At 69.0% G+C, this 20768-nt stretch carries 39 protein-coding genes; 31 read left to right on the forward strand and 8 right to left on the reverse strand.

Annotation, left to right across the window (positions count from 1 at the left end):
- Window positions 1-183: 183 nt before the first annotated feature.
- Window positions 184-384: a hypothetical protein gene (locus tag ACFWBT_RS26045; protein ID WP_385704621.1), complete on the forward strand. Its 201-nt coding sequence runs from the start codon at window positions 184-186 to the stop codon at window positions 382-384.
- A 55-nt stretch (window positions 385-439) separates the two neighbouring features.
- On the opposite strand, the gene ACFWBT_RS26050 is transcribed toward ACFWBT_RS26045, so the two are convergent.
- The 4 genes from ACFWBT_RS26050 to ACFWBT_RS26065 all read right to left on the reverse strand — a co-directional run bounded on the left by ACFWBT_RS26050 (window position 440) and on the right by ACFWBT_RS26065 (window position 2302).
- Window positions 440-679: a hypothetical protein gene (locus ACFWBT_RS26050; RefSeq protein WP_385704623.1), complete on the reverse strand. Its 240-nt coding sequence runs from the start codon at window positions 677-679 to the stop codon at window positions 440-442.
- Window positions 680-870: 191 nt separating this feature from the next.
- Window positions 871-1296 carry an NUDIX hydrolase gene (locus ACFWBT_RS26055; RefSeq protein WP_385704626.1) on the reverse strand — a complete coding sequence of 142 codons (426 nt, stop codon included), beginning with the start codon at window positions 1294-1296 and terminating at the stop codon, window positions 871-873.
- Window positions 1293-1931 carry an NUDIX domain-containing protein gene (locus tag ACFWBT_RS26060; RefSeq protein WP_385704629.1) on the reverse strand — a complete coding sequence of 213 codons (639 nt, stop codon included), beginning with the start codon at window positions 1929-1931 and terminating at the stop codon, window positions 1293-1295. Before ACFWBT_RS26060 ends, ACFWBT_RS26055 begins: the two co-directional genes overlap by 4 nt.
- 173 nt (window positions 1932-2104) lie before the next feature.
- A complete protein-coding gene (locus ACFWBT_RS26065; protein ID WP_385704632.1) occupies window positions 2105-2302 on the reverse strand; it encodes a hypothetical protein in 198 nt (65 codons plus the stop codon).
- A gap of 195 nt (window positions 2303-2497) precedes the next feature.
- Here ACFWBT_RS26065 and ACFWBT_RS26070 point away from each other — a divergent pair, with 195 nt between their 5' ends.
- The 18 genes from ACFWBT_RS26070 (at window position 2498) to ACFWBT_RS26155 (ending at window position 10710) form a co-directional block, all read left to right on the forward strand.
- Window positions 2498-2689: a hypothetical protein gene (locus ACFWBT_RS26070; RefSeq protein WP_385704635.1), complete on the forward strand. Its 192-nt coding sequence runs from the start codon at window positions 2498-2500 to the stop codon at window positions 2687-2689.
- An 8-nt stretch (window positions 2690-2697) separates the two neighbouring features.
- The gene (locus ACFWBT_RS26075; protein WP_385704638.1) at window positions 2698-2844 is read left to right on the forward strand and encodes a hypothetical protein; all 147 of its coding nucleotides are present in this window, start codon (window positions 2698-2700) and stop codon (window positions 2842-2844) included.
- Window positions 2845-2963: 119 nt separating this feature from the next.
- Window positions 2964-3161, forward strand: coding sequence for a hypothetical protein (locus ACFWBT_RS26080; protein ID WP_385704640.1), 198 nt, complete (start codon window positions 2964-2966; stop codon window positions 3159-3161).
- Entirely contained in the window at window positions 3161-3343 is a 183-nt protein-coding gene (locus ACFWBT_RS26085; protein ID WP_385704643.1) for a hypothetical protein, read from the forward strand. Before ACFWBT_RS26080 ends, ACFWBT_RS26085 begins: the two co-directional genes overlap by 1 nt.
- On the forward strand, window positions 3340-3525 hold the full coding sequence (locus ACFWBT_RS26090; RefSeq protein WP_385704645.1) for a hypothetical protein: 186 nt from the start codon (window positions 3340-3342) through the stop codon (window positions 3523-3525). The genes ACFWBT_RS26085 and ACFWBT_RS26090 overlap by 4 nt, the downstream gene beginning before the upstream one ends.
- Window positions 3525-3677, forward strand: coding sequence for a pRL2-8 (locus tag ACFWBT_RS26095; RefSeq protein ID WP_385704648.1), 153 nt, complete (start codon window positions 3525-3527; stop codon window positions 3675-3677). Before ACFWBT_RS26090 ends, ACFWBT_RS26095 begins: the two co-directional genes overlap by 1 nt.
- A 43-nt stretch (window positions 3678-3720) precedes the next feature.
- Window positions 3721-3909, forward strand: a complete 189-nt coding sequence (locus ACFWBT_RS26100; RefSeq protein ID WP_385704651.1) for a hypothetical protein — start codon at window positions 3721-3723, stop codon at window positions 3907-3909.
- Between the two features lie 25 nt (window positions 3910-3934).
- Entirely contained in the window at window positions 3935-4231 is a 297-nt protein-coding gene (locus tag ACFWBT_RS26105) for a hypothetical protein (protein WP_385704654.1), read from the forward strand.
- Between the two features lie 12 nt (window positions 4232-4243).
- The gene (locus tag ACFWBT_RS26110; protein ID WP_385704656.1) at window positions 4244-4420 is read left to right on the forward strand and encodes a hypothetical protein; all 177 of its coding nucleotides are present in this window, start codon (window positions 4244-4246) and stop codon (window positions 4418-4420) included.
- Window positions 4420-4713, forward strand: a complete 294-nt coding sequence (locus tag ACFWBT_RS26115) for a hypothetical protein (RefSeq protein ID WP_385704659.1) — start codon at window positions 4420-4422, stop codon at window positions 4711-4713. The genes ACFWBT_RS26110 and ACFWBT_RS26115 overlap by 1 nt, the downstream gene beginning before the upstream one ends.
- On the forward strand, window positions 4713-4910 hold the full coding sequence (locus tag ACFWBT_RS26120) for a DUF4236 domain-containing protein (RefSeq protein ID WP_385704662.1): 198 nt from the start codon (window positions 4713-4715) through the stop codon (window positions 4908-4910). Before ACFWBT_RS26115 ends, ACFWBT_RS26120 begins: the two co-directional genes overlap by 1 nt.
- 1 nt (window position 4911) lies before the next feature.
- Window positions 4912-5109 carry a hypothetical protein gene (locus ACFWBT_RS26125; RefSeq protein ID WP_385704665.1) on the forward strand — a complete coding sequence of 66 codons (198 nt, stop codon included), beginning with the start codon at window positions 4912-4914 and terminating at the stop codon, window positions 5107-5109.
- A gap of 19 nt (window positions 5110-5128) precedes the next feature.
- The gene (locus tag ACFWBT_RS26130) at window positions 5129-6457 is read left to right on the forward strand and encodes a hypothetical protein (protein WP_385704667.1); all 1329 of its coding nucleotides are present in this window, start codon (window positions 5129-5131) and stop codon (window positions 6455-6457) included.
- The gene (locus ACFWBT_RS26135; RefSeq protein WP_385704669.1) at window positions 6457-8520 is read left to right on the forward strand and encodes a hypothetical protein; all 2064 of its coding nucleotides are present in this window, start codon (window positions 6457-6459) and stop codon (window positions 8518-8520) included. The genes ACFWBT_RS26130 and ACFWBT_RS26135 overlap by 1 nt, the downstream gene beginning before the upstream one ends.
- 138 nt (window positions 8521-8658) lie before the next feature.
- Window positions 8659-9438 carry a hypothetical protein gene (locus ACFWBT_RS26140; RefSeq protein ID WP_385704671.1) on the forward strand — a complete coding sequence of 260 codons (780 nt, stop codon included), beginning with the start codon at window positions 8659-8661 and terminating at the stop codon, window positions 9436-9438.
- Window positions 9438-9947: a hypothetical protein gene (locus tag ACFWBT_RS26145; protein WP_385704674.1), complete on the forward strand. Its 510-nt coding sequence runs from the start codon at window positions 9438-9440 to the stop codon at window positions 9945-9947. The genes ACFWBT_RS26140 and ACFWBT_RS26145 overlap by 1 nt, the downstream gene beginning before the upstream one ends.
- A gap of 24 nt (window positions 9948-9971) precedes the next feature.
- Window positions 9972-10172 (forward strand): hypothetical protein, encoded by a 201-nt coding sequence (locus tag ACFWBT_RS26150; RefSeq protein ID WP_385704676.1) that lies wholly within the window; start codon window positions 9972-9974, stop codon window positions 10170-10172.
- A gap of 127 nt (window positions 10173-10299) precedes the next feature.
- Window positions 10300-10710 carry a hypothetical protein gene (locus ACFWBT_RS26155; protein ID WP_385704679.1) on the forward strand — a complete coding sequence of 137 codons (411 nt, stop codon included), beginning with the start codon at window positions 10300-10302 and terminating at the stop codon, window positions 10708-10710.
- 50 nt (window positions 10711-10760) lie between these two features.
- On the opposite strand, the gene ACFWBT_RS26160 is transcribed toward ACFWBT_RS26155, so the two are convergent.
- The 4 genes from ACFWBT_RS26160 to ACFWBT_RS26175 are packed head-to-tail and all read right to left on the reverse strand — an operon-like array spanning window position 10761 to window position 11878.
- Window positions 10761-11015 carry a hypothetical protein gene (locus ACFWBT_RS26160; protein ID WP_385704680.1) on the reverse strand — a complete coding sequence of 85 codons (255 nt, stop codon included), beginning with the start codon at window positions 11013-11015 and terminating at the stop codon, window positions 10761-10763.
- On the reverse strand, window positions 11012-11221 hold the full coding sequence (locus ACFWBT_RS26165) for a hypothetical protein (protein ID WP_385704681.1): 210 nt from the start codon (window positions 11219-11221) through the stop codon (window positions 11012-11014). Before ACFWBT_RS26165 ends, ACFWBT_RS26160 begins: the two co-directional genes overlap by 4 nt.
- A gap of 52 nt (window positions 11222-11273) precedes the next feature.
- Entirely contained in the window at window positions 11274-11588 is a 315-nt protein-coding gene (locus tag ACFWBT_RS26170; RefSeq protein WP_385704684.1) for a hypothetical protein, read from the reverse strand.
- Entirely contained in the window at window positions 11585-11878 is a 294-nt protein-coding gene (locus tag ACFWBT_RS26175) for a hypothetical protein (RefSeq protein ID WP_385704687.1), read from the reverse strand. The genes ACFWBT_RS26170 and ACFWBT_RS26175 overlap by 4 nt, the downstream gene beginning before the upstream one ends.
- A 127-nt stretch (window positions 11879-12005) precedes the next feature.
- Here ACFWBT_RS26175 and ACFWBT_RS26180 point away from each other — a divergent pair, with 127 nt between their 5' ends.
- The 12 genes from ACFWBT_RS26180 to ACFWBT_RS26235 all read left to right on the forward strand — a co-directional run bounded on the left by ACFWBT_RS26180 (window position 12006) and on the right by ACFWBT_RS26235 (window position 20725).
- A complete protein-coding gene (locus ACFWBT_RS26180; protein ID WP_385704690.1) occupies window positions 12006-12344 on the forward strand; it encodes a hypothetical protein in 339 nt (112 codons plus the stop codon).
- A gap of 8 nt (window positions 12345-12352) precedes the next feature.
- Window positions 12353-12586, forward strand: coding sequence for a hypothetical protein (locus ACFWBT_RS26185; RefSeq protein ID WP_385704693.1), 234 nt, complete (start codon window positions 12353-12355; stop codon window positions 12584-12586).
- Window positions 12583-12708, forward strand: coding sequence for a hypothetical protein (locus tag ACFWBT_RS26190; RefSeq protein ID WP_385704696.1), 126 nt, complete (start codon window positions 12583-12585; stop codon window positions 12706-12708). The genes ACFWBT_RS26185 and ACFWBT_RS26190 overlap by 4 nt, the downstream gene beginning before the upstream one ends.
- Window positions 12708-12863 (forward strand): hypothetical protein, encoded by a 156-nt coding sequence (locus ACFWBT_RS26195; RefSeq protein ID WP_385704699.1) that lies wholly within the window; start codon window positions 12708-12710, stop codon window positions 12861-12863. Before ACFWBT_RS26190 ends, ACFWBT_RS26195 begins: the two co-directional genes overlap by 1 nt.
- Window positions 12860-13102 carry a hypothetical protein gene (locus ACFWBT_RS26200; RefSeq protein ID WP_385704702.1) on the forward strand — a complete coding sequence of 81 codons (243 nt, stop codon included), beginning with the start codon at window positions 12860-12862 and terminating at the stop codon, window positions 13100-13102. The genes ACFWBT_RS26195 and ACFWBT_RS26200 overlap by 4 nt, the downstream gene beginning before the upstream one ends.
- A 161-nt stretch (window positions 13103-13263) precedes the next feature.
- Window positions 13264-13914 carry a DUF4352 domain-containing protein gene (locus ACFWBT_RS26205; protein ID WP_385704703.1) on the forward strand — a complete coding sequence of 217 codons (651 nt, stop codon included), beginning with the start codon at window positions 13264-13266 and terminating at the stop codon, window positions 13912-13914.
- A 175-nt stretch (window positions 13915-14089) separates the two neighbouring features.
- The gene (locus tag ACFWBT_RS26210) at window positions 14090-14695 is read left to right on the forward strand and encodes a hypothetical protein (protein WP_385704705.1); all 606 of its coding nucleotides are present in this window, start codon (window positions 14090-14092) and stop codon (window positions 14693-14695) included.
- Window positions 14692-16290, forward strand: a complete 1599-nt coding sequence (locus ACFWBT_RS26215; protein ID WP_385704707.1) for a hypothetical protein — start codon at window positions 14692-14694, stop codon at window positions 16288-16290. The genes ACFWBT_RS26210 and ACFWBT_RS26215 overlap by 4 nt, the downstream gene beginning before the upstream one ends.
- Window positions 16291-16297: 7 nt before the next feature.
- Window positions 16298-17821 carry a phage portal protein gene (locus ACFWBT_RS26220; protein ID WP_385704709.1) on the forward strand — a complete coding sequence of 508 codons (1524 nt, stop codon included), beginning with the start codon at window positions 16298-16300 and terminating at the stop codon, window positions 17819-17821.
- Window positions 17814-18863: a hypothetical protein gene (locus ACFWBT_RS26225; protein WP_385704710.1), complete on the forward strand. Its 1050-nt coding sequence runs from the start codon at window positions 17814-17816 to the stop codon at window positions 18861-18863. Before ACFWBT_RS26220 ends, ACFWBT_RS26225 begins: the two co-directional genes overlap by 8 nt.
- Window positions 18864-19024: 161 nt before the next feature.
- On the forward strand, window positions 19025-19648 hold the full coding sequence (locus tag ACFWBT_RS26230; protein WP_385704712.1) for a hypothetical protein: 624 nt from the start codon (window positions 19025-19027) through the stop codon (window positions 19646-19648).
- A 135-nt stretch (window positions 19649-19783) separates the two neighbouring features.
- The gene (locus ACFWBT_RS26235; RefSeq protein WP_385704714.1) at window positions 19784-20725 is read left to right on the forward strand and encodes a phage major capsid protein; all 942 of its coding nucleotides are present in this window, start codon (window positions 19784-19786) and stop codon (window positions 20723-20725) included.
- The last annotated feature ends 43 nt before the right edge of the window (window positions 20726-20768 follow it).

Consider the following 20768-nt stretch of genomic DNA (forward strand, 5'->3'; position numbering starts at 1 on the left):
CGCTCTCTTTGCGCGGTGTTGTTATCGCCTATGCTTGACCCGCCACCACCCGAACCGCCGAATATGTTAACCGCCCGGCTCCATAGCAAACGACACGGCCCCCGCCAGCCCACGGGCCGGGGGGGGCCTTCTGCATCCCATCAAGCCCTGGAGCAACGGGGTACCACCCCATGGAGAACCCGAATGATCGACCTTGTCAATGCCTCGCCCGCACTCGCGATGCTCCTCGGCTGGAGCCTCGCAGCCCTCACCGTCATCAGCATCTGCGTCGTCGCCTGCAGGATTGCGCTCGCCACGATCAAAGCCTCGGACCGAGGTGAACTCGCAACCTGCTTTCGAGCCCTCGCCGAACTCATCCGCGCCTGCCGTCGATCAGCCCGGTAGCCGAATAGGGGAACGCCCCCGCAGCCAACCCGGCTACGGGGGCGCCGCCGTGTGCTCACACCTCGGTCAGCTCGTACATCTCCGGCAGCCGGCCCAGCGGCACACCGACCGCCCGGCCGAGCATCGCCCGCGCGACGCAGTCCCGTTCCAGGCGCGGCCGGCCCTGAGGCATGGACAGGACCAGGGAGCCGTCCTCACGTTGGACCAGCGCGCCGACGAACGTCGGGTCGGCGATCGAGGACAGATGCAGCTCGACGTCCAGCTCCAGCAGCAGGTCATCGAGTGGCGCACCCAACAGGCGGGCCGGGGTGATTGTCCGTCGCCCGGCAGGTGCTAAGGCAGTAGCATTCACGGGAGCTCCTTTTGACGAGGCGAGCTTGATGATCGGCGAGTTAGCGCTCGCCGGTTCGATCCGGCCCGGTGTTCACGCACCGGGCCGTTCGCTGTTTCGGGATCAAACGGCGGACCCCGTCGATCGATACGCGGTTAGTGCGGCAGCACGTCGTCGAGGTACTCCTGCACCGGACCGAACAGTCCGTAAGGCACCAGGCCGGGGAGCTCCGAGTGGGTGGCCCACGTGATCGCGTCGAGCTCCTCGTCATCCGCGACCCGGGCCTCACCGCCGACCAGCCGGACCGCGACGTAGAACATCGGCACCCCAGACTTCGGGTGCACCCGGTCGCCCAGAGCCTTGACCGCCTCGACCTTCAACCCGGTCTCCTCGTCCACCTCCCGGACAGCCGCCTCCTCAGGCGACTCGCCAGCCTCGATGGCGCCACCCGGGAACACCCACGAGATCTCACCTTCCGCGGCCCGGCGGCGCGCCATGAGGACGCGGCCCTGGTCGACGATGATCGCCACGGATACAGGCGGCTTCTCGGTCTTCTGCTCGGCAGTCGTCTCGGTCGTCATGCAGCTACCTCCAGGGCTTCCAGGATCGGCGGGTAGATCTGGTCTTCGGGGATGTAGCGGGACAGCTCCGCTATCGGGGCCCACGCCACGTCGGCATTCTCGGAAGCGTCCCCGTTGACCGCTTCGCCGTGCACGAAATCGCATAGGTAGTAGTCGCAGAATGCGCGCGTCCGGGGATGGAGCCGTTCACCCAAGTGCTCGCGGACCATGCAATGCACGCCCGTCTCGTCCAGCGTTTCCCGAACGGCGACCTTCGGCGCTGACCCGCCCGGCTTTACGATCCCGGCCGGGAACTGCCAGGTGATGTCGTCGCCGTCCTGCCTGCACACGAGGAGCACGTCGCCGTCGCGGCGCACGACCGCGATGGCCACCCGCAACGCCTGCGCCTGCATCTGCTGGGCGTGGGCACGGGTGTAATGGATGAACTGCCTGCGCACCGCATCACCTGCCTTCCCGTAATAGGCCGTGTTGAGCATTCGGCGGGTTTCCAACTTCGGGACCATGTCGGGCGTCTGATGCCATGCGGCGACAGTCCGGACGGAAACTCCGAGGCGCGCAGCGAATTCCTCCTGCGTATCTTCGAAGGCGTCCTGAAGCCAGCACGCGTGCCGGCCGGTCCACTGGGTGACGTCCACTATCGGCTCCTTGGCCGCTTCCGTGGGGGCTGCTGCGGCGAACCTGCAGGGTGCCTGCACGTCTGCTGCATGATCACTGCATGCTGCTGCAGGGGGACTTCATGGCCTGAGCGCCCGCGCGCGCGTTGACTCGGCGACATGAGAATCCCCCTCGATGCGAACGACGGCTGCGGTCACTCGGCCTTGTCAGGCTTTGCGGCCGGCGGTCGTTCGGGCAGCTCGTCCGTCTCGTGCGTGAGCCAGCGCAGGAATCCGTTGATGTGGTCGTTCATCGTGGAGCCGACCTCGTCGACAGCCGTCTTGGCGCGCTCGTACACCTCGGGGTCGGGGCGGTACGTGCGGGCTCTCTTGAGGTGGATTCCGGCTGGCATGGAGAAAGAGTCCCACAGTGGATTGCCACGGTCCAGAGGAGGCGCTACGTTAGTGGAGTGCCACTCGGACCGCTCCACCGGTTCGAAGGGGACAACTGTGCCGCTCCACCGGCACCCACAAACGAAGACGGCCCCAGCTCAGGGACTCCACTCCCTGGCTAGGGCCTAACCACCAGGCTCTAACGAGGAGACCCTGTGGCTACCCAGATCGTACCGGCGCCCGTGCGCGCTGATCACCCGGCGTCCGCCATGTCCGACGCCGACCGCCGAGCCCACGACCTCGCCTCCTATGTCCGGCCGAAGGTGGCCGAGCACGAGAAGACGAAGGACCCGCTGCCGACCAGGCCGCGCGGCCCCCACCCGCAGCGCGTGACGGCGGGTGCGTGATGGCGACGGTGACTGAGCCGCGTATGCCGGCCGAGTTCTCCGACGACCTGGACCGTGTTCTCCGCCGCGAGACCCGCGACCAGGTGTCCGCGGAGCAGCGGACGACCTGCCCGATCCACCTGACGTGGCGGGACCGCTGCCGCAGCTGGCACTAGCCAGCCCACGATCGGCCGCGGGCGCGGTCCGACAATCCCCCCGTCCCGCGCCCGCGGTCTTCCACCCCGGATCCACCCCTTCCTATTCCGTTGATCCATGTGAAAGGCACGGCACCCCCATGTCTCTGCGCCTCATCTCCTCCGCCCCGTCCTCGGACGCCGCGTACCGGACCGGTCTCATCTCCCGCTACCTGAACGCCCGCAGCCGACAGGAGCGCGAGGCCATCCGCGGCGAGGCAGCCGCCTATGACCGGACCGCCTCGGGCGCGTCCCTGATGGACGAGCTGCTCGGCGCCAGCCTCGGCGACGCCGCCTGATGGCCGCCGTCCTTGACGCCCACTTCCACTGCCCGACCTGCGACCCGGTCCTCGTCCGCGGCCAGACCCGGGCGATCTGCGGACAGGTCATCCCGCTGCCGGTCGTCGGCAACGGACCCGTCCGCAAGTGCCCGCCCTGCAACGCCACCCGCCGAGCCCACGAGAAAGGTCACCGCCGATGAGGTTCCGTCGCACCTCCGAGCCGGCCGGCTACCGGCCCACCGAGGCCGAGGTCGTTGAGGCTGCCGCTCAGCTCAACGCGGGCAGTCACCACGCCGCCTACGACCTGACCGCCCACTCCGGTGACCGCCGGCAAGAGACCGCGATGCGCATCCTCGGCCACTGCGTCGAGGACGGGGACTGATGAGCAAAGACCGCTGCCCGCAGTGCGAGGAGCACGCCTACAACCCGCGCATTCATCGCGCACTCGGCCCGAAGGAGCCTTGCGGCCCCTGCGAGGACCACGCCAACAACGGCTGTCCCGACAGACGCAAGACGAAGTCCGGCTGGTGGTAGCCGATCGGCTGCCGTCCGACATCCCGACCCGAGAGGAACCCCCGTGCCGCGTTTCCGCTACACCGCCCCCGTCACCGACCCGTCCACCGGCAACACCGAGAACGTGTCCGGCCGGATCGAGACCGCCAACCCGAGCAAGCAGCGCGCCCAGATCGCCGCCGCGGCCGACGCCCGGAAGACGACCGGCGGTCAGGTCGACGCGAACGACGTCACCGTCCAGTACGACAACTGACCCCCCATCCCGGAAGGAGCCTGCCGTGTACGCCTACCTGATCACCGCGAAGCCGGGCCGGCCGACGCGTGCGGCCCGGTTCGTGGGCCGGTGGACGGTGCGGCTCCTTGCCCTGCTGGTGATGGTCGGACTCGGGGCCATCGTGTTCCCGCTGCGTGCCGCCCGCCCACTCCTGAACTACCTGGCCACCCGGGCTGCGTGGCTGGAGTTGTGGGCCGCGTCAGTGACCGGGATCGGCCCGGTCGGCGCGGCCATCGGATCCGGCCTCACCGACGAGTTCATCCGCGAATTCCACAAGGCGCGCACCGGCGCGCCCGCCTAGAGAGGAACCCACATGCCCCGCAAGGGAGACCAGATCGACCTGTACGACCTGCCGGAACACTGCGGCCAGCCCATGACCGCATGGGACAGCCGGGACAGCAGCAGCCGCTACGACATCGTCTGCGCCGAGTACGACTTCACGGTCCACACCGACCATGACGGCACCGTTCTGCGGACGGAGAAGGGCTGATGCGGATCCGTAAGCCTCGCTGGTCGGTGACGTGGCCGACCCGCCCGAGCGGCGTCTACACCCAGCTCGTTCGCGCCGACGACCCCGTCGACGCGGTCCGGGTCGCCTCCGAACTGGATTGGCCGACGGCGCCCGGCTACGAGGTCGCCTTCGACTACGAACCGCAGGTGTGGCGGCTGCTGCACCCCTACGCGCTGCGCTCTCGCCCGGTAGCCGGGCCGGACTTCCCGGACTTGGTGCTCGGCGAGGTCGCGTTCACTCCCTGGCCGCTACCGCTGGACCGGAGTGTCTGATGCCGATCACGTTCCGCAAGAGCTTCCGGATCCTGCCCGGCGTCCGCCTCAACATCAACCGGCGCTCCTGGTCGGTGACGGTCGGCGCCCGCAACGGCCCGCGATTCACCCGCAGTTCGACCGGCCGGGACACCACGTCGATGAACCTGCCCGGTGGTTTCGGCTGGCGGCGCACGACCCGACGGGGGAGGGCCTGACATGCGGATCCTGACTCAACTCGGCACGGCGCTGGCCGCCCTAGTTGCCGGAATCAGCGCCGGCCGTGTCGCCGTATCGCTGGACGCGCCGACCCCGTGGCCGCTGATCACCGCTGTCACGGTCGCGGTCCTCGCGATCTACGTCCTCGACGGCCTCGTCGACACCCTCCACGCCCACCGCGCCGCACGCCGCGGCTGAACTGAAAGGACCGCACGCCATGACCGCCAGCCCGCCCCAGGTCAACGGCCACACCAGGCCGCCCATGCCCGTCATCGGGGACTGGCGGCCCGTCACCCCCGAACCCGAGCCCATCGAGGAGCAGCGCAACCCCGAGCCGGCTGCGAAGGCGGACGCGATCGCCCAGGCCGAAGCCGAAGCCATCCGCGCCCGAGCCTGGGCCGAGAGTGAAGAGCGTCGCATCAAGGCCGAAGCCGAAGCGGAAGCCATCCGAGTCAGGGCTGTCGAGGAAGCCCGCAAGCAGAAGATCCTCAATGACAAGGCGGAGGCCCGCGCTCAGGAGGAGCAGGCCGCACGCGACGCCCGAATCGCCGAGTCGAAGCGCAAGCAGGAAGAGTCCGAACGCGCCACAGCCAAGGCGGCCGAGCAGGAGGAGGCCGACAAGGTGGTTGAGGCGGCGGCGGCCGAGGAGATCGCCGCCGCAGACGACAAATGGCGTAGCTACGCCCTGAACTTCTACCGCGTGTGCGCTGTTGTCGCCCTGCCTGTGCAGCTCAACGCCTTCTACGACCGCGACGCCCTGTGGCTGATGGCCGCCCCGCTGATGCTTGAAGGCGGTGCCTGGGTTGTGCAGAAGGGTGCCGCGTCAGCTGTAGCGAACGGGCGTCCGTCGTGGCACTACCGGCTGATCGCCTGGCTCCTCGCATTCATCGCCGCCGCGATCAACCTGTGGCACGGCCTCAACGCGTTCGACCCCGCCACCGCGATCGGTACGGCGTTCGCGTCGGTCGCCGGCCCTGGCGTCTGGGACCTTCACGAGCACGGCCGCATCCGCAAGCGCGACGGCGCACTCACCCGCCGCGAGCGGAAGGCGCAGCGGAAGAACGAGCGCGCCGAATCCGCTCGGAAGGCCGCCGAAGAGAAGCGGGTCGCCGCCGAGAAGCAGGCCGCGGACGAGGCTGCCGAGGCGGCTCGGAAGGAGCTGCGCGAGACCCGACAGACCGTGTTCAAGGACGTGTGGGACGAGGCCGTGAAGATCGGCGCCGCGCTCGGCAAGGAGCCCGACGACCCGGCCGTGTGGCCGCGCGCCTACCGCAACATCAAGGGCACCGATCCGGGCGAGTCCATCGAGTCCATCAGCTCCCGTCGAGCCGCCGAGAAGCGCGTCGCGGCAGCCCTCTCCGGAGCCCCCGTGAGCACCCTCAGCAAGACCACGAACGCGCAGCGTGCGATCCAAACACCCCGGTCTGGCTACAAGCCGATTCCGCCCCGCCGGGCGAAGGGTGACACGCCTCGCTATAGCCGTGCTGCCGGACGTGCACACGGCGACCTGCTCCGCGCCAAGAACGCCCGCCAGAAGGACAAGTGATGACGACCGAGATGCAGCCCGAGTTCCCCGCAGACTGGGACACGTCGAAGGTGATCCCCGGCAGCCTCGTCGTGCCCGACGACCTGTCCGACGAGGACATCGCACCCGGCATCGTCGCCACCTACGAGCCGCGCGTGCCCGCGGTCCACAAGGTCGGGTCGGCGAGCATGGTCGTCGCGTCGGTGACCGGCCGGGCGTGCGGTCTGTCGGCCCGCTGGCTCTTCACCGGCGCCCGCGCCGTCGGCTTCCTCGGCTGGCGCTACGTTCGCGCCCACGACCTCCAAGAGGTCCAGGGCGGCATGCAGAAGACTTCCGACTGGAACAAGGTCGACATCGTCCGACGGAAGCGGTGGCGGCTCCTCGGCTGGACGGCCGGGGCGGTAGCCGGGCTGAACCTGGCCGGCTGGTGGGCGCTCGTGAAGTTCGGCGGCATGACGGCCACGGACTGGTCGTGGAAGATCCCACCCACGCTGACCGCTGCAATCGCTGCCGCCGTGGTCACCCTCTACGGCCGGTATCGGATCAACTCGCCGGGGATCGCGCCGATGCAGGCGATCGCCGAACAGGACCACCCCGAGGGCGAAGAGCCATACCCGCTCGCCTGGGTGCAGTCCGGTGGCCAGGCCGCGGACTGCCTCGGCCGCGCCCTGTACGCGGAAGGCGCTGACTACCGGGACATCCAGACCCTGAACCGGCACGCCTGGGGCTGGGAGCTGGAGGTCGTCCTCAAGGGCTCCACCCCGGGCGGCGTCCAGGCGAAGGCCGACCAACTGGAGTCGCAGATGGGGCTGCCCGACGGCGGGTTCATGATCGAGCCCGACCCGCGGGACAAGTCCCGGATCATCGTCCGCCTCGTCCAGTCCAACCCGTTCGCCGACATGCCCCGCCCCGCCGTCCACGCTCCGCGGTCCCTGTCCGTCCACGACACCGTCGCGATGGGCCGAGCCATGGACGGCAGCGTCTTCGAGCTCACCCTCGACGGCTTCTGCGCCCTCATCATCGGCGCTATGGGTGCGGGCAAGACCCTAGGAGCGCTGCGCACGATCAACGAGGCGCTCACTGCCTGCCGGGACGCCGTCGTCTGGGACCTCGACCCGATCAAGGGCGGCCTCGCCGAGTTCGGCGACCTCATGGAACGTCGAGCCCGCACCCCCGAGGAGTGCGAGGAGGCGCTCGAAGAGGCACTGTCCTACGTGACCGCGCGCGGCCAGCTCCTGCCCACGCTGAACATGGGGGACCGGTGGCACGCCACCGAGAAGCACCCCAACCTGTACATCAACATCGACGAGTTCATCCAGCTCAGCCCCCGCGGCAAGGAACTCGCCATCAAGATCCTGCGCACCGGACGCCAGTACGGCATCTACCTGTTGATGGCCGGCCAGGAAGCCACCGCCGACGCTCTCGGCGATGCCATCGCCATGATCGTGGCCTACCGGATCCTCATGGCCTGCCGCTTCGAAGACATCAAGATCGCCTTCGGGCCCGGTGCTGGCGCCCAGGGCTGGCGCCCCGACCGCATGAAGCCGGCCGTCGGCCCCGTCGCCAACGATGCAGGCCAAGCCATGATCATGGGCGGGCTGTTCAACCGGGCCATCCGCTACCAGTTCAACAGCTACACCCGCGACCAGATCGTCGCCGCCACCCCCGACCGCCTCAAGGCCGGTGCCAACCGGATGGACAGCGACACCGTCCTCAAGGCCGGCGCCACCCTCACCACGGCCAGCCAGCGCGGCAACCTCGCTGAACGCCTCGACGCCGTCGCCCACACCGACGCACCGCTCATCGCCGCACTGCTCCGCGCCTTCCACGCCAAGAGCCGAGAGTTCCTCCCCACCAGCGAGGTGCTCCTGCCCGCGCTCGCCGAGTCAGGCGTTGACGGCATCGACGCGACGGCGCTCGCCAACCGGCTACGCAAGCACGCCCCCGGCGCAACGGCCGACCGCACCGACTGCCCGGAAGGGAAGCACCTGCGCGGATGGAAGCGCAGCGAGGTCGAGCGCGCCGCGGCTGGCCTTCTGGACCCGGCGCAGACCCGGCAACACCCCGGCACGCAGGCGGCGTAACCCCGGCGGACACCCGGCGGGCCCTCAGCTCATCGGCGCAGGTCGCCGGGTGTCTGCCGGGTCCGCGCCGAGCCTCCGCCGGGTCACCGCCACCCCATTGATCCACATATGCGACGTTCTTGAAGAGGAGCCCTGATCATGCCCCCGAAGCGCAAGCCGGCCCGCCGGACCACGGCCGCGAAGGGCCGCAAGCCCGCCGCCCGCAAGCACCCGGCGAGCCGCGTCAAGGTCCCCCGCAGCGGTCCGCTCCACGCCCAGATCGGGGCCCGCATGGTCCTCTTCGCCGTGTCCAAGCTCGACCAGCACGACGACACCGTCCTCTCCCGCAAGAACGCCGCCATCCTCAAGCTCACCCACGAAGGCTGCCCCACCTGCAAGGGCAACGGGCAGATCTACACCAAGGACAAGAAGACCGGCGCGTTCACCGGCGCCAAGCGCTGCCCCGCCAAGCCGACCAAGCAGCGCGTCTCCAAGTGGGCCGTCTACAAGGCCAGCCGATTCGGTGCCGACAAGAGCACCGGCCTGCTCGGCTGGGCCTGCCCGTGCGGCAAGAAGGAGAAGCCCCGCTACCGCGACGCCAAAGCGGCCACCGCGGGGCTGCGCACCCACGAGCGGCAGAAGCACGGCGGGAACAGCGTCGGCGGCGCCTGGTACGCGCAGGCCAACGAAGCCGCCAAGCAGGCCGCCGACCCGCAGCCCGAAGCGATGCCGTCGAAGGTCGTCACCGACTCCGGGATGACCGACGACCAGTGGATCAAGCAGAACAAGTTCATGCCTGTAGGCAAGGCCATCGCGGCAGGCAGGTGCTGGAAGTGCTCCGGCCACGGAAAGATCCACGCCGCGTTCGGGAATGAGCAACTCCTCGTCGTCTGCCCCGAATGCAAGGGCAGCGGCGAGCCGGCCACGGTCGCCGCCTGATGCGCGCGCCCACCACGACCGCGACAGCCGCCGCCCCGGTCGAACTCGACCTGGACGCGCGGCTGGTCGAGGTGGGCCTGGTCATGGACGCTCGCCTCGCCCTCGCCAACCTCTCGTTCGAGGTCGACACCGCCCACATCCCGTCCGCCGACCCGATCCCCGAAGTCACCGCACCGCTGCCGCTCACACCGACCCTGGCACCGAACCCGTGCAGCACCCCGATTGCCGGGCTGCTCCACCAGGCCCGACTGCGGATCGAGAGCGACGGATGGTGCCGCGACGCGATCTTCGACGAGCAGGGCGCCATCTGCCCCATCCGCGCCATCCGGCTCGAAGCATCAACACGCGGGGCCGCCGACGACGCCTGCGCCTTCCTTCTCGACGTCATCCAACGGGAATTCCCCAGCGCCGAAACGATCCCGTCCTGGAATGCCGCACAGACCAGCGCACTGCCCGTCCTGCTCTGCTTCGACCGGGCAGCGCAGATCGCCCAGACCCGCGGCCTCTAACCCCAACACCCATAGGAGCACGAGATGAACAACATCCTTGAGGCAGCCGTCGGCATCGTCGTCGACGGATACCGGGCCGACCGGACGGGTCAACGCCAACCGGCCGGCCTCGACAAGGCCGTCAGCGCCGCGCATGCCGCCGGCTACTCCAGCGCCGACATCTTCGGCGCAGCCGACCGCCGCTTCGGCCAAGAACTCATCGACAACGCTGGCCAGTACCGGTAGCAGCACCCGTGACGCTCCCGGCCGTCGGATCGGGGGCGTTCTCGTTTCAGCGCAACATCCGCCATCCCGCTGCCCAGCGGCACCGTCCGCCGCTAGCCTGCCGATTCCGTACAACCCTGGGGGGACCATGAACCGCGCCGCCACCACCCTGCTCACCGCGGTCCTGCTGCTTGCGACAGGATGCGGGAGCAGCACAGACGGCAAGCCAGTTGCGAAGCCGTCTGCGAGCGTCACGCCTTCCGCGACCCCGGTAGTGGAGTTCATGAACGCCGTCGGCGATGCGGAGTTGGAGTCCTATGAGATCGGCATCCCCCCGTTCCAGGAGTTGGAGGTGTTCCCTCCGCAGTGGTGCAAGGCCCTCAATGAGGGGCACAGCGTGGAATGGACGCTCGGCGCAGGGGACCTGTATCCGGTCGGGCAGGAGTGGGGTACCGAGAAGTCCGACGCGTATCAGCTGGTGGTGTTCGGGGTGCGCGCGTACTGCCCGAAGCACACGGCTGCGGTGACGGATGAGTTGAAGGCGGCGGGCGTGTACTGACGTTAGGCGCAGCAAGGCCCCGCTCCGGAGTTGTCCGGGCGGGGCCTTCGTCATGCGGTGGGTGGCTCCCACTGAGACTCGGGTACGAACTCGGGGCTGTAGTCGGGATGGTCGGCCCACTCGGCAGCCGCCAACTGGAGGGCGTAGTCGAGGCCCGAGGAGTAGCCGCCCATCCAGTCCGGGTACTCGGCTTCCGCGTCGGCGAGTTCCTGCTCGGCGATGAGAAGCCGTGTCGCCTGCCGTGCTCGCGTGTCCTCGGTTTCGTCGAGGCGGGCGCGGACGAACTGCCCCAGGGTCAGGCTCATGCGGTCTTCTCCTCGCTGCTCACCGGGCTCCGATCATCCATGGTCGGGGCCTTCGCCTTAGGTGCGGGGACGGCGCGGGCCAGCCACCGGTTGTCGGTGAGGAGCTGCGGCAGCATCACCGGCACGAACCCGGCGTCGACCAGCTGCGCGAGTCCTTCCGCGCACTCGTCCTCGCTGTCCGCCTGCACACCCACCCGGATCGCCATACCGGCAGTCTGCCCGCGGCGGTGGGGGAGGCGGGGCGGAATCCGGGAAGCGCTACGGGCGCCACGCCTCGTCGTACCCGCGGGCGCCCTGGTGCTCGTCGGCGAGGATCCGCAGTTGGATGTCGGCGATCCTGCCCGTCGGCCCGGCCGTCCCCAGGTACGGGATCACGGTCTCGTCGAGGAAACGGGTGCGGGACTCAGCGGCATGGATGCCGCTGCGGGCCGCCCCTGCTGCGTCGCTCGGCTTCAACCCCAGATCGGCGCCGACGCCCAGACGGAATGCCTTGTCCATCGACTGGGCGCTGGCGAGCTTCTCGGCGTAGCGGCCGCGCAGGAAGTCGACCATCGCCGCCTGGTCAGGAGTCACGCTTCAGGCTCCTCGGCCTGTGCCTTCTTCAGTCGCTCGGCCCGCTCGCGGTAGCGCTCGTCAGATTCGATGCCTGCCTCGCGCGCCATCTTCCGCACGTGCGCCCCGGTCCAACCGGAGGCTTTGGCGACCTCGGTCGGCTTCAGGTGGCCTTCGCGCAGGGCGGCGAGGACGAGTTCCTTCAGCTCGTCGCCGGACTTCTTGAGGCGGTCGGCGTCGCGCTGCCGGCGGGTGCCAGCTGCGGCGATGTCCTCCAGGGAGGGTGGCTCGGTGGGCGGGGTCGGATTCATGAAGCCAATGTATCGCAACCTACTTGCGGTGCCTACGCCTCAGGAGTACTCTCTGAGTCATCACCACCGCAACACATGATCGCTAGCCAGTTGCGATCACGGGAGGTGAAGCACCAAGGGGGACCCGATGATCCGCTCGAACCGCACCCGCCGCGCCACCCTGAAGGCCCGCGCCACCGCCACCCGCGCCGCCTCGCGAATCGCCCGCCGCGGCACCGGCACCCTCGCCTCCCACGCCATGGCCCAGGGCCTCAGCCACCGCGACGCCGCCAGCATGGTCGGAACCCTCCGCAAGCTCGCCGCCAAGCTCGCTGTCGCCGGCACTGCTGGCCGAGTCCACGCCGGCCGCCGCATGCGGGACTGCCTGCGCTACAGCCCCCAGCAGGTCGCGGTCATCGCCCTCTCGTACAAGCCGAGGAAGCCGGCCTACAAGGTTGTCGCCGCCCGCCTCGCCCTCGCCGCCTAGGAGTTCCAATGCCCACCAAACCCCGCAAGCCGTGGCGCGTGATCCTTACCGGGCCGGTCGCCCGTGTCGAGTCCGAACACGCCAGCGAGAAGCGCGCCTACGACCACCTGATCGCCGAACTCCGCCTCGCCAAGAAGGGTGAGCGGCCCCACGCCGAGGCCAAGGTCATGCAGTGGGAGGGCGGCCGGTGGTGGCATTTCGAGACCGTCAGGGCCGAAGACGTGCCCGAGGAGTCCGCGTGACCGCCCCGGTCGAGCCGACACCGCAGCCCGAGCTGGTCGAGCCGGGCCCGCCTCCCTGCTGGTGGGACGAGACCCCCGCCGAAGCCGCCCGCTACGACCGCATGTACTGGAACGAGGACTAGTGATCAACCCGATGGGCTGCCGCTGGTGCGGCATCGACCAGCGGCCCCACTTCCAGCGATGGAGGAAGCCGGTCGGCTGGCACAAGTGGGAGCAGCCCACGCTGCCCCAGATCAAAGAACGGATGCTCGCCCGGCGGGCAGGGAGGAAGCCGTGACCGCCCCGCCCGCCCCGACGATCGCCGAGCAGTTCCCGGTCCGCGACATCCGCTTCGTCAACGGCCGCACGGCGCACCGCACCCGCCGGCCCGTCGACCAGCGCTGGTACGAAGACCCGCTTGAGGCGGCCTGCGGGAAGACGGGCTGGCTCGCCCGCGGATACCCGAACGGCACCATCCGCGAATGCCCCGGCTGCACACGGGTGATGGAGGCCGACGCCGCATCGCCATCCGCCTGAATGTGTGGGCCTGCTTCCGAACGAGGCAGGCCCACACGCGTGTTCGGGGAAGGTAGGTGGTGGACGGATCGGAATCGGATTACGAATCGGACACAGCGTCACCTCTCGGTGCGATAGCGCCAGATGATGCAGGTCGCATCGCGCCACCGCAGGGGGGACCAATGAGCCAAGACCCGACGCCGCCCGTGTCGAGCATCCCGTCGCCTGAGCCGCCGCGGAAGAACCGCACCAACGCGATCATCATCGGAGCAGCCGCCGCCGTCATCGCCGCGATCGTCACCACCGGCATCGTCGTCGTACAGACCAGAGACGACGGGGACAACAAGGCCGCCGCCACTGTCGCCCAGGCGACCACCCCGGCTGCCAAGTCGTCGAGCCCCAGCCCGACACCGAGCCAGGAGACGCTGAAGATCGGGGACACGGCCAAGGTCGAATCAGCAGACACCCAATTCACTGCCGCCGTACTCGCCTACAGAGACAAGGGCATCACCGGCGTACCCGAGATGCTGAGCTCAGGCCAGAAGTGGGCCGCCCTCGAAGTGAAGGTGTGCAACACCGGCACCGACGGATTCGGAGTGACCCCCACGGTGTGGTCGCTTGCCTATGCCGACGGTGCCAGGATCGAGGCAGCGGGAATGAATGCAGGCGAGCTGCCGCAACCGCTGTACCCCATGGAAGCCAAGGTGAAGGCCGGCGACTGCGTGCGGGGCAACATCGCCTTCCAGGTGCCGAAACAGGGACGGCCGGAACGGGTGCTGTACAGCCCCGACACGCTGGACGAGCCGGCGGAGTGGCAAGTGTCGAAGAGCTGAGTCCGCAGACCTGAAGGCCCCGCCATCGGCGGGGCCTTCGTCGTGCGTGCCTTCAATGGTGTGCACGAGCAGGGTGTTTCCCTGGTGAAGTAGCGACTATTGTGCGTCGATGTCCTACGATTCAAAGGTGATGGGTTGGCGTATCGCGCCAATCCAAGCCTGAGGAGGGCGGACGATGGCCGGCGGACCCGCACCGTACAACCGGAAGAACCCGGCAGCCCGCGCCGAGCAGGCCGCGATCGTCTTCGACCTCAAGCTCGGCGGCCACTCCTTCCGCGCCATCGAAACGATCACCGCCGAACCCGGCGGGCCGACAGGCGGGGAACGCATCCCCTGGACCACGGCCCGCGACCTCGTCCGCGAGGAAGCCGGACGCCGGGTCGACCCCAAGGTCGACGCCTGGCGTGCCCTCATCGTCGAACGCCTTGAAGCCGCGCACGCCCGCCTCGACACCCTGGAGCACGCGGCCCGGCAAGTGCTCGAGCGCCAGCACATCACCGTCAACAACGGGCGGATTATCAGCCTCGACGGCGCACCCCTCCCCGACGACGGGCCCGTCCTCGCCGCCATCGACCGACTCATCAAGATCGAAGACGCCCGGGAGCGGAACGCCGCAGCCCTGCGCCGGGTGTTCGGCATCGACGCCCCCGCCAAGACCGAGGTACAGGTAACCGAGACCACCCAGCAGGACATCGAACTGCAGGAAATGGTCGCCGAGATGCGAGCCAAGAACACCAACGTCACCGACGGCCTGCGCGCGCGGCGGGAGAACGGCGAGTGACAACAGCCGTCGACCACCCGGGCATCGCCGACCCATACGACGAGACGGCGACCGCCGACACGTTCGACTTCGGCGCCTGGGTCGCCAGCATCGACGCCCGCCTCCTCGACGGCAGCCTCAAATACCGCGATGCCCGCATCGAAGCTACCCGCCTTGACCCCCTCCTCTTCGCCGTCCTCTACTGCCTGCACCACCTCCGCGCCCCCGACGGCAGCATCACCTTCGCCGACGCCCACCTCCAATGGGTCCGTCTCGCCCGCCAGTGGGCTGTTCCCCCAGCCGGACCGATGGAGCAGCGCGACGCCTTCCTCGCCCCCCGCGACACCGGCAAGTCGACCTGGATGCTGTTCATCCTGCCGCTGTGGGTTGCCGCACACGGGCACGTCAAGTTCGCCGCCGTGTTCGCCGACTCCGGGCCGCAAGCCGAGATGCACCTCGGAACCTTCCGGAAGGAAGTCGACGGCAACACGGCGCTGCGCCGCGACTACCCCGACCTCTGCACCGCGGGGCGACGCCCCTCCGGCGCGTCCGAATCCGACGCCAAGCACATGGTGATCCGGGCCAACGGATTCGTGTTCGCGGCGAAGGGCATCGACGCCAGCTCGCTCGGCATGAAGGTCGGCGAGCGTCGTCCCGACCTCCTGCTCCTGGACGACGTCGAGCCCGACGAGTCCAGCTACAGCGCCTACCAGGCGGACAAGCGACTGAAGACCGTCACCGACGCCATCCTGCCGCTGAACATCTACGCCCGCGTCGTCCTGTCCGGGACGGTGACGATGCCGGGCAGCATCACGCACCAACTGGTGAAGTGGGGCAAGGGTGAGCGGACCGAAGGCAACGCGTGGGTGGGGGAGCAGCAGTTCCGCGTCCACCACCACCTGCCGATCGTCGCCGACGATTACGGCCGCGAACGGTCGATGTGGCCGGCCAAGTGGCCGCTCGACTTCCTGAAGAAGATCGAGCACACCCGCAGCTACCGGAAGAACTACCTCAACGACCCGATGGCCGCCGACGGCGCCTACTGGTCCGAGACCGACTTCACCTACGGCACCTTCCCAACGGCACGCACCTACCTGTCCGTCGACGGCGCCGTCACCACCAAGAAGACCAGCGACTTCACCGGCCTGTCCGTCGTCAGCTGGGCACCCGCCCGGCCCGCGACCGCCGACCAGCGAGCCCTCCCCGCCCGCTGCCTGGTGAAGTTCGCGCAGGCCGTGAAGCTAAAGGGCGAGCCGCTGCGCACCCGCGTCCTGCAGATCCTCGACTCCTTCCCCGAGGTCGGAGCGATCCTCGTCGAGTCGAACCAGGGCGGCGACCTGTGGCTCGAGATCTTCCACGACCTGCCCGTCAAGGTCGTCACCGTCCACAACAGCGAGAAGAAGGAGACCCGCGCCGAGCGGCTCCTCAACCTGTACCAGCTGATCCCCACCCGGGTCATGCATGCCGAGCCGCTGTCTGCGCTCGAGGAGCAGATGGTCGCGTTCCCGAAGGCCCCCAACGACGACCTCGTCGACTCGGTCGGCAACGCGGTCCTGAGATTCCTGAAGCCCCCTGCCCGCCCGAAGGCCGCCGCGCGGTCCGTGAGCCCGAGGTGATTGCCTGATGGCTGGCACTCCAGATCTGATCAACGCCTACGCCGAGCTGTCCGCAGCCAGGCCTGCCTACGCGAAGGCCGAGGCCTACTTCGACGGCGACGTCGAGGAGATCTTCGCGTCGGACAAGGTCGCGAAGATGCTCAAGAAGAGCAACCTCGACGAGCTGGACGAGGTCAACTTCGCCCGCATCCCCGTCACCGCGGTCACGAACCGGCTCCACGTCACCGCGGTCACGACCGGTGATGAGGATGCCGACGCTGACATCGGCGAGCTGTTCAAGCGGAATCAGCTCGACGAGGAGATCCCCGGCCTGCACGTGCGGGCCTGCTCTATGGGTGACGCCTACCTGATGGTGTGGCCCGAGCTGGACGAGCGCGGCGACGTCGAAGGCGTCGACATGTTCGTCAACGGGCCCGGCACGGTCCGCGTCATCTACGACACGGAGAACCCGCTGACGAAGGCGTTCGCGATCAAGTCGTGGAACGTCGGCACCGTCAAGAAGCCAGTCATCCGCGCCGACCTGTACTACGCGGACCGCGTGGAGCGCTGGGTGTGGGACGGCAAGCACAGCCAGAAGAACGACAGGTGGACGCCGTACACCGGCGACGACCAGGACTGGACGCTCCCCAATCCATACGGCGAGGTCCCGTTCTTCCACTACCGCACCGCGCGCCCCTACGGCCGGCCCGAGCACTACGCCGCCTACGGCCCGCAAGCCATCATCAACAAGCTGGTGGTCTCCCACGCGGCGACGGTCGACTACCAGTCGCTTCCCCAGCGGTACGGGCTGATCGATCCGACGCTCGACCAGTCCGGGCAGCAGTCCGACTTCGACCCCGACAACCCGGAAGACGTCGGCGGGGACCCCGAGTCGCCGCTGAACGGATCGCAGCTCCGCAACGACCCGGGCGAGTTCTGGCAGTTGCAGGGCTACCGCACTGTCGGCCAGTTCGAAGCGGCGAACCCCGACATCTACATGAAGCCGTTCGACCGGTACATCAAGGCGATGGCGCAGGTCACGGACACGCCGATGCACATCTTCGACTCCACCGGCGACCGGATCTCCGGCGAGTCGCGGCGGGAAGCGAACGGCCCACTGATCGCGAAAGTCCAGTCGCGGCAGCGCTCGTTCGGTGCCACGCATGCCGACGCGTTCGAGTTCGCGCTGCGCCTCCTCGGCTACGACGACGACATCACAGTCACCGTGGCGTGGGCGCCGGCCGAGCAGGTCAGCGACGCCGAAGGCTGGGCCACCATCAAGGCGAAGATCGACGCCGGTGTTCCGCGGGAACGCGCCCTCATCGAAGCCGGGTACGCCCCGGAGATCGTCAGCGGCTGGCTGGCCAACCTGGATGACGACGCCGAACTCCAGCGCCGCGTCGAGCTCCTCGCCACGCTCGGCGACGCCGTGCAGCGGCTGGGCTCCGGTGTTGCCCTCGGCGCCGTGACTCAGGAGCAGGTCGCGACGATCCTCGACGGTGTGCTCGCCGCCGCGCAGCGCACCGACCGGGAGCTGACCGCCGGTGGCTAGCCGCGACGAGGAAGTCGCCCGCCTCATCCAGGGCCCGCACACCGACGCCATCCAGGCCATCGAAGAGGCCGCGATCCGCCAGGCCGTCGGCGGACTGGACGAGGACTTCACCCGCTTGTCCCGGGACACCACCACCATGTGGACCCGTCTATTCGGCGGGCCGCGGGCGGACGCGGGCGATGACAAGCTGTTGCAGCGGATCCTTGCCGCGGTCCGCACCGCGATTGCCCGCCTCTTCAAGGGCCTCGGAAAGCGGGCCGGTCGAGCCCTCGAGGACGCGCTCTCCCCGGCGGTTGCTCTCGGGGTGGCGCAGGGCTCGCAGGTTCTTTCTCGCCTCACCGGGCGCCGGACGCGGGGTGTTGATGCCCGTCCGTCCCGTGCTGTGCGCCGCTCCGCCAGCGCTCTGCCTGGCATCGTCGACGAGCAGCAGCGTGGGGCGCTCGCCCTGCTGAAGGCGAAGCTCGTGCGGCGCCTCGGCGTCACGGGTGCGCTTGCCGCTGTCGGGCGGGCCCGCGGAGTCATCGGCAAGATCAAGGCCGCGATCACCCACACCGTCAACGAGGCCGTCAACGACGGCATCGCCGAACAGATCCGTGCAGCCGGGGCAAAGAAGGTGTGGGTCGCTGAACGCGATGCCTGCGTCAGCTGCGCCGCCTACGCCGGACAGGTCGTCGACGCGGACGCCGACTTCCCCGCTGGCCTGTCGTGGGATCCGAACCAGCGAGGCCGCGACGAAGCGGTCTCCGGGCCACCTCTCCACCCTCACTGCCGATGCCGACTCGCTGCATGGGACGACGACTGGGCACAGCCTGGCGTGCCCTCGCTGCCCGAGGTGCTGCGGCGTGAGGCGTGGCGGTCCATCGCCCGCGGCTGGTCCCTGCCCCCTGAATCCAACGCCGCCCGTGTCCGTGCCGCACGCGAGTTGCTGCGCACCGGTGTCCGACTGCCCAAGTCCGTCCTTGAGTTCGCCGCAGGTGCCGTGCGCGCCGGCCGGTTCGAGGACCGCACCTTTCCCGCTACCGGCCCCGGTACGGGTCATTGAAGGAGAACCACATGGCACCCCGAACCCTTGCCCGTTCCGCCCCTCCGTCCGGCTGGGCGCACCCGTACAGCAGCCCGTTCGTCTGCTACGCCGACGGCGGCGACGATGGGGCGACGCCGCCGGCGCCCGACGACGACGCTCCCGTCCCGGAGGAGACGGACGTGGACGACGCTCCCGTCGCCGACTGGACCCCGCCGACCCGGGAGGAGTGGGAGCGGGTGCAGTCGGAGAAGGTCCGCGCGTCCGCCGAGGCTCGCGACCGCCGCAAGTGGCTGATGGCCGCCGGGTTCAGCCCCCGCACCGGCGAGCGTCTCCAGCCGGAGGAGCCGGACGTGACTGCACCGGCCGTGCAGCAGGATGACCAGCAGGCGCAGGCCGCGAACCCCGCCGACTTGAAGCGGGCTGTGGAGAAGGCGGTCACCGAGGCGCAGCTCACCGGACGCCGTCAGATGCGGACCTTCGCTGTCGGCTTCAACAAGGCGCTGACGGAGGCGGGCTGGAACGGGCAGCGCCTCGACAGCCTCATGAAGCTGATCGACGTGGACGACGTCGACTTCGACGGCGGAGAGATCGTCGGCCTGGCGGAGCAGCTGGACGGCCTGAAGTCGGAATGGCCGGAGTTCTTCAGGCGCACCCGCAACTCTGCCAATGCGGCCAACGGGGCTGGCGGTTCTGGCCAGAATGGAGTAACGGGGGCTAAGGTTGAGGCAGCCGACAAGCCTGCACCGAAGCCGGAACCCAAGGGTTGGGCCGAACAGGTAGCAGACAAGATCCTCCGCGGCTGACGCCCAGGCAGGGCACGCACCACCAGACCCCCGGGTCTGAACAGGAACGAGCGGGACGCTCACAGGTCCGCCCAGGTAGGGCACCCACCCCACCCATGCGGGCCGTGAGCCCCTGTCTCATTCCGAGGTGCCCTCGTGGCCAGCACAGACATCATCGACAACTGGATTCCGATCGAGTGGGACGACACCGTCATCACCCGGGTCCAGATGGACTCCGCCGTCGAACGGTATGCCCGCCCCCACACCATGACGACCGCCACCAAGCGCGTCCTGCGCAGCAGCGGCCTGGCCGTCAACGTCGGCTCCACCTACACCGCGGACGCGTCGACGAACGACTACGTCACGCTCACCGCCCGCAAGTTCAACTCCCTGTTCGTCGTGGACGAGGACGACCTCGCCGACGCCGACAGCGTCATCGACACCATCCAGACCAAGGGCATGGACTGGGCGATCTCCTACGCCGACAGTTTCGACAACGCCTGCCTCGGCGTGAGCGCCGCAGAGAACGGCTCCACGGTCCCCTTCACGTCCGTGTACAAGGCGCTGCGCACCACCAACTCCGCCACCTCGTACACGGCCGACGCGAACTACCTGACGTGGGACGACGACAACGTCTCCTACTCGGCATCCGCGTCCGGCCTCTCCCTGTACGAGAAGCTCAGCGCGACCTTCAAGAAGGTCGAGACCGGCAAGTACTGGTCCATGGCGGACCAGCTCGTCATCGCCGCCCCCGGCTGGCGCGACGCGCTCCGCAACTGCCTCGACTCGCAGGGCCGTCCCATCTTCGTCCAGGGCCTCGCCGGCACGCCGGACACCCTGTTCAACGCGCCGATCGCCTGGTCCCGCGGCTGCAAGGTGAGCGCGACCAACACCCAGTCGCCGACCGGCAACGACCTGCTGGTCTTCTGCAACCGCGGCTTCCTCAAGCGGGGCGACCGGTCGAACGGCGAGATCCTCGTCGACAAGGCCCGCGCCCAGGACACCACCGACGACACCGCGGTGAAGATCCGCGTGCGCAAGGGCTTCCAGCTCGGCCACGAGGCCGCGTTCTCGATCCTCGAGCGGATCACCGACTAGCCCTCACGGACTGCCGCCGGGGATTGGTGGGTGCCACCCCGGC

Origin of the sequence: Streptomyces sp. NPDC060027 (assembly GCF_042737005.1) — a bacterium.
GTDB lineage: Bacteria > Actinomycetota > Actinomycetes > Streptomycetales > Streptomycetaceae > Streptomyces.